Here is a 14,637-nt window from a genome sequence, read left to right on the forward strand (position 1 = left end):
TACAGAAGCCATACCGTCCGCGGTTACTATCGAGGTCCCTCCCAAAGGGCATCGCCATGGCCGACCACGCCAAGCTCGCTGTACTGATCGACGCCGACAACGCCCAGCCCGGCCTGGCCGAAGGCCTGCTCGCCGAAGTGGCCCGCTACGGCACCGCCCACGTCAAGCGCGCCTATGGCGACTGGACCGACAACCACCTGCGTGGCTGGAAGGACAGGCTGCTGGACCTGTCGATCCAGCCGATCCAGCAGTTCGGCTACACCAAGGGCAAGAACGCCACCGACTCGGCGATGATCATCGACGCGATGGACCTGCTTTACACCGGTCGCTTCGACGGCTTCTGCATCGTTTCGAGCGACAGCGACTTCACCCGCCTGGCCGGGCGCATCCGCGAATCGGGCCTGACCGTGTACGGCTTCGGCGAGCGCAAGACGCCGGCGCCGTTCGTTGCCGCCTGCGACAAGTTCATCTTCACCGACGTGCTCGGCAAGCCGGACAGCGACAACGAAAAACCGGCGGAGCCCACGCAGCGCCTGAACACGCAGGAGCTGCGCCAGGACACGCGGCTGGTCAACCTGCTGCGCAACGCCATCGAGGACGCCGCCGACGATACCGGCTGGGCCGGCCTGGGCGCCGTCGGCAGCATGGTCAGCAAGCGCGCGCCGGAGTTCGATTCGCGCAACTGGGGCTATGGCAAGTTGAGTGGCCTCATCGGTGCGATCGGGCTGTTCGATACCGAGGACCGCCAGCTCGGCAACGGCAAGCACATCTACGTGCGCAACAAGAAGAAACCGGCCGCCCGTGAGTAGCAGCCCACGCATGCTGCCGGACGCGCTGCGCCGGGCACTCGAGGATCATCCGGACGGACCGCTGTGCGTGGCCTTCAGCGGCGGACCGGATTCCACGGCCTTGCTGCACGCGCTGGCGGCGCTGCCCCAGGCGCGCGCACGCGGCCTGCGCGCGTTGCACGTGGACCATGGGCTGCATCCGGAGAGCGGCGCCTGGGCCGGGAAGGCGGCGGCGTTTTGTACTTCGCTCGGTGTCGCCTGCGAGGTGCGCCGGGTCGAGGTGGCACGTGCCGCCGGCGAAGGCCTGGAAGCGGCTGCGCGGCATGCGCGCTATGGCGCCTTCGCCGACGTGCTGCAAGCGGGCGAGTGGCTGCTGGTGGGGCACCATCGCGACGACCAGGCCGAGACGGTGCTGCTCAAGCTGTTGCGCGGCGCCGGCCCGCAGGGACTCGGTGGCATGCGGGCAATCCGTCCGCTTGGCCGGGGCCGGCTCTGGCGCCCGCTGCTGGACCTGCCGCGCGAGGTGTTGCGCGCCTACGTCGAGACCCATGCACTGTCCTGCGTCGACGACCCCTCCAATCGCGACACCTCGCTGGCGCGCAACCATCTGCGCCACGAGATCCTGCCGCGCCTGCACCGGCACTGGCCGCATGCCGTCGATTCCATCCTGCACAGCGCCGCGCTGTGCCGCGCCGCGGACGAGGCCTTGCGCGCGCGTTGGCTCGAGGCGTTCGGCACCCTGCACGACGCCGCCGGCGGGAGCCTTCATGCCCAAGGCTGGCTTGCCCTCCACCCTGCCCTGCGCGAGCCCCTGCTCGACCACTGGCTGCACGCCAGGGGCCTGCCCGCGCCCACGGCCGCGCAGCGTCGGCAGATCGAGCGCCAGTGCCATGCCCGTCCCGGCCAGCAGCCGTGCGTGCGCTGGCCGGGCGTGGAACTGCACATCTGGAAGGGTCGCTTGTGGGCACGCGCGCCGCGGCCGCCGATCGATCCGCGATGGGAGGCCCGCTGGGACGGCGACGTACTGGAGCTGCCGGATGGCGGGCAGCTCGTGCTCACTCCGGCGGCGCACCTTGCCACGCCGATCGTCGTGCGCCTGCGCCGGGGTGGCGAGCGCATCAAGCCCGCCGGCGACCGGCATACCCGCGAACTGCGCGACCTCTTCCAGCAGGTCGGGTTGCCACCGTGGCACCGCGAAGCCTGCCCGCTGCTCTACGCCGAAGGCGAACTCATCGCGGTGGCCGACCTCTGGCGCACGGCACGCGGCGCAATGCTGTTCGATGCCGCGGGCGCGCAGCCGTGCTGGCGGCCATCGGGTTGAGCCGCAATCGGGGAGCAGCCAGCGCGCGCTCTTCGCTCCCGCTCCCGCCTGTCGGCTTCGCTCGCGGAGGAGGGGGCCGCGCTTCGACGGTGGACTTCGACGTCGGCGCTACGCGCCCACGCAGCACGAACGATTTTTCGTGGCCTCGGGGCGGATCGAACGGAATGGGCGGGCGCGCCGGAGGATGGAGCCCCTCTCCCTCTCCGGCGAGGGTTGAGATGAGGGTCCGGCGCCCGCCGATGCACCCCGCTCCGCCCGAACCCTAACCCGCCTGTCCCGGAGGGAGGGGGTTCGAGCGCCGTGGGGGTTTGGGAAAGCGTTACGACCCTGTCCATAAAGGCCGCGCGCCCGGAAACATTGATTCCAACCCCCCGCTGCGCTAGCGTTGCGGCCCATGGCCAAACCCGCTCCCGCCCCCGCGGAAACCCCATCCGTCGCCGACTTCGAGCACTCGCTGGACGAGCTCGAGCAACTGGTGGCGCGGATGGAAGGCGGCGAGCTGAGCCTGGACGAATCGCTGGCCTCCTTCGAGCGCGGCATCGGCCTCTACCGTCACTGCCAGCAGGCCCTCGACAAGGCCGAACTGCGCGTGCGCCTGCTGCTCGATCCCGATGCGCCCGACGACGCCGAACCCTTCGAATCCGCAACCTGACGCGCCGTCCCTGCTCGGCCCCCGGCTGCTCGCGCTGACCGCGCGCGCCGACGCCGCACTGGCGTGCGTGCTGCCGTCCGAGCAACAGCCGCCGCTGACATTGCATCAGGCCATGCGCTACGCGGTGCTGGGCGGCGGCAAGCGGCTGCGCCCGCTGCTGGTCTATGCCGCCGGCCACGCGCTGGGCACCGATGGCAGCGAGCTGGACGCACCCGCCTGCGCGGTCGAACTGATCCACGCCTACTCCCTCGTGCACGACGACCTGCCGGCAATGGACGACGATGCACTGCGCCGTGGCCGTCCCACCTGCCACATCGTTTTCGGCGAAGCGATGGCGATCCTCGCCGGCGATGCGCTGCAGGCGCTTGCCTTCGAGATCCTCGCCCACGATCCGCACGCCGGCGCCGATGCCGCCCGCGCGCTGGAGATGCTGCGCGTGCTGGGCCGTGCCTGCGGCGCCGAAGGCATGGCCGGCGGGCAGGCGCTGGACCTGGCGGCCGTGGGCCGCAAGCTCACGCTGCACGAACTCGAACACATGCACGCCTGCAAGACCGGCGCTTTGATCCGTACCGCCGTCCGGCTGGGTGCGCTCGCCGCCGGCGCGGACGCGAACGCGCTCGAGGCGCTGGACCGCTACGCGACAGCCGTCGGCCTGGCCTTCCAGGTGCGCGACGATATCCTCGACGTGGAGGGCGAATCGTCCGTGATCGGCAAGACCGCGGGCAAGGATGCGGCGGCCGACAAGCCGACCTTCCCCTCGATCATCGGACTGGACGCCTCGCGTGCGCGGCTGGCGGAGCTGATCGCCACCGCGCTGCAGGCGATCGCGCCGTTCGGCGATCGTGGGGTGCTGCTCGAAGAGCTGGCGCTCTACGCCGCCAATCGCTCCCATTAGAAGCACTGCAGGAGCGCACCTGTGCGCGACCGGGATGCTTGCGGTCGCGCACAGGTGCGCTCCTACAGGAGAGCCGGGTGGGCCGAGCGCCCACCCGTGGGGTTACTTGATCAGCCGCAGCGTGAACGGATAACGGTACCGCTCGCCCTCGTTCGCCTTGATCGCGGCAATGATCGTGAACACCAGCCAGGCGATGCCGATCAGGATGCCGACCGGCACCGTCAGCAACGCGCCGAAGCCGAAAGTGATCAACGTCAGCAGCAACAGCGCCACGCCGACGATGGCCAGGGTGATGTTGAAGTTCAGCGCCTCCTTGGCCTGATCGTCCACGAAAGGCATCGTGTCCTTCTTGATCAGCCAGATGACCAGCGGGCCGATGAAGCAGCCCAGGCCGGCAAAGGCGCCGGTGAGCAGGCCACCCACCAAGGCGGAAAGGTGGGCGAACAGCGCCCATTGGCGCTCCTCGTGGCTGGGCATGCCGGCCGAGTCGAACGGCTCCGGCGGCGGGACCGGCTCGCCCGGAGGCGGCGGGGGCGGGGCGACGGAATCGGGTGGAACGCTCATGCCAGGCTCCTCTTTCCTTCGATGATGCCGGCCTGTCGCCGGTGCCGCGATGCTAGCAAAGCCACGCGGCGACGCCATAGGCCAAAGGCTACTGGCCGCCGACGGTCATCCGGTCGAGCAGGATCGAACCGGTCAGGATCTGCGCCCGCCGGTCCACGTCGCTGCCCACCGCCACGATACCCCCGAACATGTCACGCAGGTTGGCGGCGATGGTGATCTCTTCCACCGGGAAGGCGATTTCCCCGTTCTCGACCCAGAAGCCCGCCGCACCGCGCGAGTAGTCGCCGGTGAGCGTGCTCACGCCCTGCCCCATCACCTCGGTCACCACCAGGCCGGTGCCCATGCGCTTGAGCAGCGTGTCGAAGTCGTCCTGGCCGGGCTCGACCAGCAGGTTGTGGATGCCGCCGGCGTTGCCGGTCGACTCCAGACCCAGCTTGCGGGCCGAATAGCTGCCCAGGATGTAGCGGGCCAGCACCCCGTTCTCCACCAGCGCGCTGTCCGCCGTGGCCACGCCCTCGGCGTCGAACGCACCCGAGCCCATGCCGCGCGGCAGGAACGGGCGTTCGACGATGTTCATCCACTCGGGCATCACGCGCTGGCCGGCGTGGTCGAGCAGGAAGCTGGCGCGCCGGTACAGCGCGCCGCCGCTCACCGCGCCGACCAGGTGCCCGATCAACCCCCGCGCGATCTCCGGCACGAACAGCACCGGGCACTGGCGGGTGCCGAGGCTGCGCGAGTTCAGCCGCGCCAGCGTGCGCCGGGCCGCCTTGTCGCCGAGCGCCTGCGCGCTCATGAAGTCGCTGGCGTCGCGCACCGAGTCGTACCAGTAGTCGCGCTGCATGCCGTCGCCCTCGCCCGCAATCAGCGACAACGAAAGCGCATGCCGCGTGGCGCGCTCGCGCCCGACGAAGCCGTGCGAATTGGCATACACCGACAGGCTCTCGCCCGCCTGCACGGCGGCGCCGTCGGAATTGGTGATGCCCGCGTGCGCGCGGCCAGCCGCCTCGATCTGCTGGCCCAGCGCGATCGCCCCGGCGGTGTCGATCTGCCAGGGATGCCACAGGTCCAGGTCGGGGAAATGGCTTGCCATCCGCGAAGCGTCGGCCAGGCCTGCGGCGGGGTCCGCCTCGGTGTAGCGCGCGATCGCGCACGCCTGGTCGATGGTGGCCTGGATCGAGGCCGGATTGAGGTCGGCGGTGCTGGCGGTGCCCTTGCGCTGGCCGAAGTACACGGTCAGCCCGAAACCGCGGTCGCGCGTGTGCTCGACTGTCTCCACCTCGCCCAGGCGCACGTTGACGTTGAGCCCGCTGTCGATGCTTGCCGCCACCTCCGCGGCGCTGGCACCGGCGGCACGTGCGCGGTGGATGACATCCTCGGCAAGCCCGGCCAGGCGGTCGAGTTCCTGGTGGCTGATGTCGGCGGACAGGACGGCTGCACTCACGGGGTGTTCCTTCAGGCGGGTAGAATGGGCGGCGAAACACTGCACGACTTCCGGACATGGGGTCGCCCCTGACCGATCAAAAGGAGCGCGCATGCCACCGGTCGCCGGCATCTACCGACACTACAAGGGCCAGCGCTACCAGGTGCTGGGCATCGCCCGCCACAGCGAGACGCTGGAGGAGCTGGTCGTCTACCGCGCGCTGTATGGCGGGCACGGCCTGTGGGTGCGCCCGATGGCCATGTTCGCGGAAACCGTCACAGTCGACGGCGAGCCCGTGCCCCGCTTCGCGCTGGAGTCGCCCAGCCAATCCGACCTGATGGAAAACCCGTGAGCCCGAGCCGAAGCCGCAACCAGACCGAACTCGACGAACAGGACTACGGTCCCAGCCGCACCCAGCAGCGTCGCGAGGCGCTGGCCGTACTCGCACTCGCCAACCAGCTCGTCGAACTGCCACCCAGCCGCCTGGCCAAGCTCGATCTGCCCGAGGACGTGCGCGAGGAGGTCGCCAACGTGCGCCGGATCAGTTCGCACATCGCGCGCAAGCGGCAGCTCGCGTTCCTGGCCAAGAAGATGCGCCGCCATGAAGAGGCGGTGTTCGACAGCGCGCGCGCGGAGCTCGGCGAGAACCGCGAACGCCAGCGCCAGGAGACCGCCGCCATGCATCGCCTGGAGACGCTGCGCGAGCGACTGCTCGAGGACGACGAAGCCGCCGCCACGCTGATCGCCGACCACCCCTCCGTCGACCGCCAGCACCTGCGCTCGCTCATTCGCCAGGCGCGCAGCGAACGCGCCGCGAACAAGCCGCCGCGGGCGTACCGGGAGATCTTCCAGTTGCTCAAGGAACTGCAACAGGAAGCAGCGGGCGACGAGGGCGAGGACATCGAGGACTGAAACACCCGCCACCCTGGCGGATACGCCGAGGCGAGCCCCACCCCTCACCCCAACCCTCTCCCCAGAGGGGAGAGGGAGCTGGTTCTTCGCAAGCACTTCCCTCCAAGCCCTTCGCGTCGAAAGCAGTCCGGGCCTCGCACCCTGAGCTTTCGCCTGCACTCCAGCCCTGAACTCCAGCTCGCCCAGCACCGCGTTCGGGCTCTGCGCCCTGCTCTGCGCCCTGCTCTGCGCTCTGCTCTGCGCTCTGGCTCTGCGCTCCGGCTCTGCTCCCTGCTCTGCGCTTCGGCTTCATTGAAAAGTGCGCGCGGCAAGCGCGCTGCTCTTCCGGCCCCTATGGCGCGGCGGGCGGGTGGCGGATCAGCCCGAAGGGTGGCCGGCAGGACGCCGGCCAGTTTTTCGTCGGGGCAGGAAGCCCCGTCGAAAAACCCCGCCACCCGCCCGCGCACCCGAAGGGCGCGCCATCGGGGTACCCTTCTCTTTGGTTACTTTCTCTTGGGCAAGCAAGAGAAAGTGACTCGGGCGCAAAGGCGTCCGAAAGCTCTTCGCTCCGAAGCTCTTCGCTCCAGAGCTCTTCGTTCCGGAGCTCTTCTCCGAGCCTCTTCGCCAAAGAAGCCCCCGCCGCCACTAGAGCGACCGCCGCGGCGACACCAGCAGATCTCCGAACAACAGGCCCGCCACCAGCGAAATGAGCAGCGTGATCAGCAGGATGAAACTGTCCATGCCCAGCGTCGTGTCGCGTTCGAACAGATAGGACACGCTCTGGAACCCCACACTGCCCGGCACCAGCAAGATGATCCCGGGCTCGCGCACCACCGCGCCGGGCCGGTGCAGATAACGCGCATAGAGGTTGGCCATCGCTCCCAGCAACAACCCGCCGAGGAACACGCCGAATGGCGCGCCGGGAACCGCGTGCGATAACAGGCCGCCCCAGCGCGTGGCGAGGTAGCCGACCGCCACCGCCGCCACGACCACGATCCAGTCGCGCCGGGCCGCACGGAACAGGATGGCGAATCCCAGCGCGCCGATCAGCAGCGACGGCCAGTCCATCCAGCGCGGCAGCGGCTGCAGCGCAAACGTGCCCGCGGTGACCCCGAAGGCCGCGCACAACTGGCTGGCCGCCACGGTGCCGAAGGTCAGCTTGAGCAGGGTCGCGATGGACCCGCCCAGGCGCGCCATGCCCGATGTCAGGTGCTGGCTGGAGATCTCGCGTACGGCCGTAGTCAATGACATGCCCGGCACCAGCACGATCAGCGCAGCCAGCACCACCGATTTGATCGCCAGCGGCACGATGAACGCACTGACCAGGATCGCGCCGGCGGTGGCCACCAGCGCGCAGATCGCGTCGCTGGCGGCCGCCAGTCGCGGCCGCGTGGCCGCCAGCACGGTGATCAGGCCGATCAGCAGGCCGATCGCTCCGGCCACCCCCAGGTCGGCCCAGGAGCTGTGCAGGAACAACGCCGCCACGCTCGCCGCCGACAGGCCGTAGCTGCCGACCACGCCGGCCTGCGCCCGTCGCGTCTCCGGCCGGCCCAGTTCGCGCAGCAGGCGGAAGCCTTCGCGCAGGCCCAGTTCCCCGGCGATGGCACGGTCGGCGATCGCATCGGCCTCGCACAGCCGCGCCAGGTGCACGTCGCCGGGCGGCAACCGCATCACCTGCGTCACCTGCGCCAGCCCTTCCTCGGCGCCTGCGTCGGCGAAGGAGATGATGATCGCGGTCGGGCTGGACCAGACATCGGCGATCAGTGCCAGCCGCTGCGCCGACGCGGAAATGGCCATCTCCAGGCGCGGCGCCGACGTGCCGTACTGGTGCAGCCGGCGCGCCAGCTCGACCAGGAAGGCGATGCGGGTTTCCAGCGGCGCCTGCGCCGCCCCCGGGATCAGGCCGTTCATGTGGCCGGTCGCACCTGCAGCGTGTTGCCGTCGACGCCGACCACCTCGACGGTGGCGCCCAGGGGCAGGTCCGGTCCGTTGACCAGCCATTCGCCGTCGCCCACGCGCGCCTTGCCGCGCCCGTTGACGATCGGCTCGATCAGCACGTAGCGCTGGCCGACCATCTGCGCGCCGCGGCGGTTGAGCCGCTCGCTGGCGGCGTCGCCGCGCCGGAGCCTGGGCTTGAGCACGCGGGCGTAGACCGCGCAGGCGAGGAAGGCGAGTACCGCGAAGGCGATCGCCTGCGCCAGCAGCGACATCCCCGGGAACAGCCAGGCCAGCACGCCGGTGGCGCCCGCGCCGATGCCGATCCACAACAGGAAGTAGCCCGGCAGGGCGACCTCCAGCGCGATCAGCAGCAGGGCCAGCAGCCACCAGAAGTGATGGATTGCGAGGGTGGAGAACATGCGGGACTCCGGGTGGAAGGGCGACGATGGGTGACCTGCGGTCGATGCCGGGTCGATGGCTGTCGGCCGGGGCAAGCCCTTTCCCCAGCCCCCGCGTTCGTCGGGGAGTGGGCCAGGGGAAGGAGAGGCCTCCGGCTCTGGACCGCCGCCTCAACGCGGCAGTGGCACTGCCTTCGTCCCCTGCTGCGACAAAGCCTCCTTCGCCATCTCCGCGATGCCCGCCAGCGAACCGATGATGCCGGTCGCTTCCATCGGCAGCAGCAGCATCTTCTGGTTCGGCGAGTGCGCGATCTCCTTCAGCGCCTCGACGTACTTGTTGGCGACGAAATAGTTCAGCGCGTTGAGATTGCCGTTGGCGATCGCGTCGGACACCATCCGGGTCGCCTCGGCCTCGGCTTCGGCCAGGCGGATGCGTGCCTCGGCCTCGCGGAAAGCGGCTTCCTTCTTGCCCTCGGCGGCCAGGATCGCGCTCTGCTTCTCGCCGTCGGCCTTGAGGATGGCCGCCTGCTTGAAGCCCTCCGCCTCCAGGATGTTGGAGCGCTTCTCGCGCTCGGCCTTCATCTGCTTGGCCATTGCGTCGACCAGGTCGCGCGGCGGCGCGATGTCCTTGATCTCGATGCGGTTGACCTTGACGCCCCACGGATGGGTCGCTTCGTCGACTACGCGCAACAGCTGCGCGTTGATGGTGTCGCGCTTGCTCAGGCTCTCATCAAGGTCCATCGAGCCGAGCACCGTGCGGATGTTGGTCATCACCAGCGCCAGCGAGGCCTGTTCCAGGTTGGCCACTTCGTAGGCCGCCTTGGCCGCGTCCAGCACCTGGTAGAACACCACACCATCGACGCGCACGACCGCGTTGTCCTTGGTGATGACGTCCTGCGAGGGCACATCCAGCACCTGCTCCATCATGTTCATCCGGGCGCCGACGGCCTGGTAGAACGGGACGAGGAAATGCAGGCCCGGGCTGAGCGTGCGCGTGTAGCGGCCGAAGGTTTCCACCGTCCATTCGTAGCCCTGCGGCACGATCCGTACGAGCTTGGCGATGATGATGACCGCCAGCACGATGATGACTACGCCGATCGCGATGCTGCCCATGGTCCCCTCCTGTGGTTGGACAGCCAGTATAGGTGGCCGAATGGCTTGCCGGAGCGCCCCCTGCGCGCGAGCGCAATGCCCGGCGGCGGCCCGCGGGATGCGCTGCTACGGGTTCCTGGCCGGCAGCAGCAGGCTCACGCGCAAGCCGCCATCCTCGCGGTTGGCCAGCGTGATGCGCCCGCCGTGCGCCTCGGTGATCTCGCGTGCCAGCGCCAGTCCCAGGCCGGTCCCGGCGCGCTTGGTCGAATAGAACGGCAACAATGCCTGCGCCAGCACCGTATCGCTCATGCCCGGCCCGCGGTCGGCCACCTCGATACGCCAGTCGTGGCCGACCTGGGCCAGCGCAAGCGTCACGCCCTCTTCGCTGCCGCCCGCCTCGTGGGCGTTCTTGATCAGGTTGATCAGCACCTGCTCGATCTGCGCCTTGTCGAACCAGCCAGGCCCGGTCGGCACCTCCCCCGCCAGCCGGAACCGGCAATGCAGCGACAGGCTGTCGAGGAAGGCCTGCCAGTCGATCGCCTGCGGTTGCGGCGCGGGCAACTTGGCGAAGCTCGCGTAGCCGGCGATGAAGCCGTGCAGGTGGCGCGCGCGCTCGCCGATCGTGGCGAACACGCCGGGCAGCCGCGCCAGGTCGCCACGCCGGGCCAGCTCGGCCCCCGAGTGCGCCAGCGAGGAAATCGGTGCGAGCGAATTGTTGAGCTCGTGGCTGATCACGCGGATCACCCGCTTCCACGTCGCCACTTCCTGTCGCGACAGCTCGCGCGTCATGCGGCGCAACGAATAGAGCTTGTGCGGCCGCCCCTGCAGCCGGAACAGTCGCTGGGACAGGTGAAAGGTTTCCTCGGTGCCGTCCATCGGCACGCTGAGCAGCGCATCCTCGCCGCTCTCCACCGCCCGACGCAGCGCCTCGGGCACGTTGAGCAGCAGCTCGCCAAAGTCCAGCCCGTTGAGGCTGCGCCCTTCGTTGAACAGGTGCCGCGCGGCGATGTTGGCGTAGGCGATGCGTCCCTGGGCGTTGGCCAGCACCAGCGACACGGGCGTGTGCTGCACGACGGTGTCCAGCAGCAGCTCGCGCTGCACCAGATGCTGGCGCTGCTCGCGCAGGGTCGCACCCAGCGCGTTGTGCATGCGGATCAGCGCGCCCAGCTCGTCGCGCCGGTCGGCGGCGATGGAAAAGCTGAAGTCGCCGTCGCGGTAGCTCGCCACCGCGCCTTCGAGCGCGCGCAGCAGCCGCCGGATCGGCGACATCACCTGCGCGCCCAGCCAGAAAGCCAGCGGCAACAGCACGATCAGCGTGGCGAGCAGGCCGCCGGGGATGCCCGGCACGGCAGGCAGGTGCATGCCCAGCCTCGGGTCATGGCGCAGCCACGAGAGCAACTGCGGCAGGGGCCACTCGGTCACGCCGGCGAAAACCAGCGCACCGCTGAGACCGGCCAGCATCAGCAGCCCGCTGAGCCGCGCCTGCAGCGATCTCAGTTGCATGCGAGGCTCCCGCCCCGGGCCAGCGGTGTCAGTGGCACGCGGGGTCCATCGGGGTCTGCGGGCAGTTCACCGCCGGGCGACCATTGCGGTCCATGGTGCCCATGGTGCCGACCCCGGCGTTGCCGGAGTGCTGCTGCGCCGCGTTGGCACGCGGCGGGGCGAGGCTGTCACGCTCCTTGAACTTGAAGTGCGACGTGGAGCTGGACTTCTGCGCCGGGAGCGCGGCATCGGCCCGGTAGCTCGCCGTGGAAGCCGGCGCCGGCGCACTCCAGCTGTCGCTGGCGTGGGCGGTCGGCGATGGCACCGACTGGGCGTGGGCCCCGGCGGCGGCCAACAGGGAGGCAAACACGACGATCCGGATACGCATGGTTCCTGCTCCTTGGGGACTGGCGCCGATCATCCCGCGCCCCTTCGATAGCGGCAACCGCCGCGATGCACGCCCAGGCGACGCAGGGTGGACTTCAGCCCAGCAGCCCTGCGCCGGTGCCTGGCGGGGGCCGAAGCCCACCCTGCGCGCACTCAGCCGGTCGCCAACCCGTAGCGCTCCATGCGCCGGTACAGCGCCTGGCGCGACAGTCCCAGCGATTGCGCGGCCCGGCTGACCACGCCATCGGCGCGGTGCAGCGCGGTCTCCACTGCCTCGCGGCTGGGCTCGTCCAGGTTGCGTGCGACCGCCGGCGTGTGCTGCGGCAGGTTGAGCAGTTGGGGAGTGACCACGCCGTCGGTCGCGAGCAGCGCCGCGCGCTCGATCGCGTTCTTCAGCTCGCGCACGTTCCCGGGCCATGGATAGCTCACCAGCGCCTCGCGTGCCGCGTCGCCCAGTTCGGCCCGGCCATCGAGGAAATGCTCCGCCAGCGGCACGATGTCGTCGGTGCGCTCGGAAAGCGGCGGCAGGTTCACCTCGATGACGTTGAGGCGGTAGTACAGGTCCTCGCGGAACGTGCCCGCGCGCACCATCGCCTTGAGATCGGCGTTGGTGGCCGACAGCACGCGCACCTTGACCTGCCGCGTGCGGCCGGAGCCCAATCGCTCGAACTGCCCGGTCTCCAGCACGCGCAGCAGCTTGACCTGGCCGGGCAGCGGCAGGTTGCCGATCTCGTCCAGGAACAGCGTGCCGCCGTCGGCGAGCTCGAAACGGCCTTCGCGCGCCTTGTTGGCGCCGGTGTAGGCACCGGCGTCGGCGCCGAACAGTTCGGCCTCGATCAGCTCGCCCGGCAACGCGCCGCAATTGACCGCCACGAACGGCCCGTTCCTGACCGGCGAGTTCGCATGCACGATGCAGGCGATGCGCTCCTTGCCCGCGCCGTTGGGCCCGGTGATCAGCACCGGCACGTGCGAACGGGCGACCTGGCAGGCGAGCTCGAGCGTCTGCGCCATCGCGTCGGAGGCGAACACCAGCCCGTCCAGATCGTAGGTCTGGCGCAGCACGTCGCGGCGCCGGCGGCGCTCGCGGCGGGTGCGGTTGACCTCGCGGGTGGACTCGGACAGCTCCAGCAGGTTCTCCACCGTCGCCAGCAGCTTGGTGTCGTCCCACGGCTTGGCCACGTAGTCGGCGGCGCCGGCCTTGACCAGCTCCACCGCGGTTTCCAGATGTGTCCAGGCAGTCAGCAGGATCACCGGCAGGTCGGTGTGCCGCTGGCGGATCGCGCGGAACAGCGCCACGCCCTCTTCGCCCGAGGTGGTGTCGGCGGTGAAGTTCATGTCCTGGATCACTACGTCCACCAGCTCGCGGTCCAGCGTCGCCAGCCCGTCCTCCGGCGTCAGCGCGATCAGCGGACGGATGTCGTGCAGCGAAAGCAACAGCGACAGCGCCTCGCCCACCGCGGGGTTGTCGTCAATGATCAGGACGGTACGCATCTTTTTCCTGCACATGTCGGCATGGATGCATCTCCACGCCAAAAGGTTGCCACAGGTTGGCCAAAGGGGAAGCGCCCTTCAGACCGACCGCGTCGCCACCACCGGTGGCACCGCCGCGGCGCGCAGCGCCGGCGCCAGTACCGACAGCTGGCCCAGCGCCCACAGCGCGAGCGCGCCGGCCGGCAGGTACCAGAGCGGCAGCCGCGGCAGTTCGTAACGGCTCATCAGCAGCAGGTTCAGGGCCAGCGCCAGGATCATGCCCAGCACCACGCCCCCGCCCACGATCAGGAAATTCTCCGCCTGGAAGTAGCGCAGGATGTCGGTCCGGGTGGCGCCGATCGCGCGGCGGATGCCGATGGTGCGGGTGCGTTGCTGCACCCAGAAGTTCGCCAGGCCCGCCACGCCGAGCGCGGTCACGAACAGCAGCCCCAGCCCCGCGGACAACAGCAGGCCGATCATGGTGGCATCGCGCTGGAAGTAGTCCTCGCGCATCTGCGTGTAGGTGCGCCGGCCCGCCTCGGGAATCAGCCGGTTCGGATCGAGCGCCTGCAGCGCCGCGGTGGCGGCGGCAAGCACCCGGGCGCGATCGGCGGGTGCACTGCGCAGCAGATAGGTGGTTTCGTTGTCGTCGGGCAGTTGCGGCCAGAGCATGACCTCGCCATCGCTGCCGTCGCCCCGCAACATGGGCCGCACGACATCGCTGACGATGCCGACCACGCGACTGCTTTGCTTGCCGGCGTAGACCACCTGGCCGAGCGGGTCCTTGTCGCCAAAGAATTTTCTCGCGGCCGCGCGCGTGAGCATGATCGCGGGCACGTCGCCGGTGACGTACTCGCCGGGCATGAAATCGCGACCCGCGATCACCCGCAAACCCAGCGCCTGGAGGAAGCCCGGGCTGCCACTGTAGGTGTCGATCGAAAGGCAACCGCTGTGGTCCAGGCTGCTCGCGGCCATGGCGCGCTTGAGCGCCTCCTCGCTGGGGCAGACACCGTAGCTGTTGATGCTGCTGCTGAAGGGCAACGCCCAGCCCACCGCGACAGCTGCCTGCACCCCGGGAATCCGGCGCAGCGCATCGAGGTCGGCCGCGTGGCGCGCCTGGTGGTTCTCGTCCTTGGCGGTGCCTTCCACCCGGACCAGCGAGAGCTGCTGCTCGGCCAGTCCACTGGGCGTGTGGATGCGCTGCGTGCGCTGGACCACCATGAAGGCGGCGTTGGCGACGATCGCCAGCGTCAGCGCGACCTGCAGGACCAGCAGGCCGGCGGTGAGCTTGTGGTGGCGAAGGCTGGAAAGAATCGGGCGCAGAGCCATGGCGTGTTCC

The 14,637-nt window shown here is 69.7% G+C and carries 15 protein-coding genes; 6 read left to right on the top strand and 9 right to left on the bottom strand.

Annotated elements, in window-relative coordinates:
- Positions 1-56 precede the first annotated feature (56 nt).
- The 4 genes from LQ771_RS11470 to LQ771_RS11485 all read left to right on the top strand — a co-directional run bounded on the left by LQ771_RS11470 (position 57) and on the right by LQ771_RS11485 (position 3,656).
- On the top strand, positions 57-809 hold the full coding sequence (locus LQ771_RS11470; protein ID WP_231349546.1) for an NYN domain-containing protein: 753 nt from the start codon (positions 57-59) through the stop codon (positions 807-809).
- Entirely contained in the window at positions 802-2,109 is a 1,308-nt protein-coding gene (tilS, locus tag LQ771_RS11475; protein WP_338030335.1) for a tRNA lysidine(34) synthetase TilS, read from the top strand. Before LQ771_RS11470 ends, tilS begins: the two co-directional genes overlap by 8 nt.
- Before the next feature lie 394 nt (positions 2,110-2,503).
- A complete protein-coding gene (locus tag LQ771_RS11480; RefSeq protein WP_231349547.1) occupies positions 2,504-2,761 on the top strand; it encodes an exodeoxyribonuclease VII small subunit in 258 nt (85 codons plus the stop codon).
- Complete coding sequence (locus tag LQ771_RS11485; RefSeq protein WP_231349548.1) at positions 2,721-3,656, top strand: polyprenyl synthetase family protein; 936 nt, start codon at positions 2,721-2,723, stop codon at positions 3,654-3,656. Before LQ771_RS11480 ends, LQ771_RS11485 begins: the two co-directional genes overlap by 41 nt.
- Positions 3,657-3,758: 102 nt before the next feature.
- On the opposite strand, the gene LQ771_RS11490 is transcribed toward LQ771_RS11485, so the two are convergent.
- Together LQ771_RS11490 and pmbA are read right to left on the bottom strand one after the other, a co-directional pair.
- Positions 3,759-4,103: a DUF4870 domain-containing protein gene (locus LQ771_RS11490; RefSeq protein WP_425491350.1), complete on the bottom strand. Its 345-nt coding sequence runs from the start codon at positions 4,101-4,103 to the stop codon at positions 3,759-3,761.
- A 205-nt stretch (positions 4,104-4,308) separates the two neighbouring features.
- Positions 4,309-5,661, bottom strand: a complete 1,353-nt coding sequence (gene pmbA / locus LQ771_RS11495) for a metalloprotease PmbA (protein WP_231349550.1) — start codon at positions 5,659-5,661, stop codon at positions 4,309-4,311.
- A 91-nt stretch (positions 5,662-5,752) separates the two neighbouring features.
- Here pmbA and LQ771_RS11500 point away from each other — a divergent pair, with 91 nt between their 5' ends.
- Positions 5,753-5,992: a DUF1653 domain-containing protein gene (locus LQ771_RS11500; protein ID WP_231349551.1), complete on the top strand. Its 240-nt coding sequence runs from the start codon at positions 5,753-5,755 to the stop codon at positions 5,990-5,992.
- Positions 5,989-6,552 (top strand): ribosome biogenesis factor YjgA, encoded by a 564-nt coding sequence (yjgA, locus tag LQ771_RS11505; RefSeq protein ID WP_231349552.1) that lies wholly within the window; start codon positions 5,989-5,991, stop codon positions 6,550-6,552. Before LQ771_RS11500 ends, yjgA begins: the two co-directional genes overlap by 4 nt.
- Before the next feature lie 624 nt (positions 6,553-7,176).
- Here yjgA and LQ771_RS11510 read toward each other — a convergent pair.
- From LQ771_RS11510 to LQ771_RS11540, 7 genes are all read right to left on the bottom strand, one after another.
- Positions 7,177-8,442 (bottom strand): threonine/serine exporter family protein, encoded by a 1,266-nt coding sequence (locus LQ771_RS11510; RefSeq protein WP_231349553.1) that lies wholly within the window; start codon positions 8,440-8,442, stop codon positions 7,177-7,179.
- Positions 8,439-8,888: an NfeD family protein gene (locus LQ771_RS11515; protein ID WP_231349554.1), complete on the bottom strand. Its 450-nt coding sequence runs from the start codon at positions 8,886-8,888 to the stop codon at positions 8,439-8,441. Before LQ771_RS11515 ends, LQ771_RS11510 begins: the two co-directional genes overlap by 4 nt.
- A 150-nt stretch (positions 8,889-9,038) precedes the next feature.
- Entirely contained in the window at positions 9,039-9,980 is a 942-nt protein-coding gene (locus LQ771_RS11520) for an SPFH domain-containing protein (RefSeq protein ID WP_231349555.1), read from the bottom strand.
- A 105-nt stretch (positions 9,981-10,085) separates the two neighbouring features.
- The gene (locus tag LQ771_RS11525) at positions 10,086-11,462 is read right to left on the bottom strand and encodes a sensor histidine kinase (RefSeq protein ID WP_231349556.1); all 1,377 of its coding nucleotides are present in this window, start codon (positions 11,460-11,462) and stop codon (positions 10,086-10,088) included.
- A 28-nt stretch (positions 11,463-11,490) separates the two neighbouring features.
- Entirely contained in the window at positions 11,491-11,829 is a 339-nt protein-coding gene (locus LQ771_RS11530) for a hypothetical protein (protein ID WP_231349557.1), read from the bottom strand.
- A 152-nt stretch (positions 11,830-11,981) separates the two neighbouring features.
- Positions 11,982-13,319: a sigma-54-dependent transcriptional regulator gene (locus LQ771_RS11535; protein ID WP_231349558.1), complete on the bottom strand. Its 1,338-nt coding sequence runs from the start codon at positions 13,317-13,319 to the stop codon at positions 11,982-11,984.
- 78 nt (positions 13,320-13,397) lie between these two features.
- On the bottom strand, positions 13,398-14,627 hold the full coding sequence (locus LQ771_RS11540; RefSeq protein WP_231349559.1) for an ABC transporter permease: 1,230 nt from the start codon (positions 14,625-14,627) through the stop codon (positions 13,398-13,400).
- Positions 14,628-14,637 lie beyond the last annotated feature (10 nt).

The organism is Frateuria soli, assembly GCF_021117385.1.
Taxonomy (GTDB): Bacteria; Pseudomonadota; Gammaproteobacteria; order Xanthomonadales; family Rhodanobacteraceae; genus Frateuria_A; species Frateuria_A soli.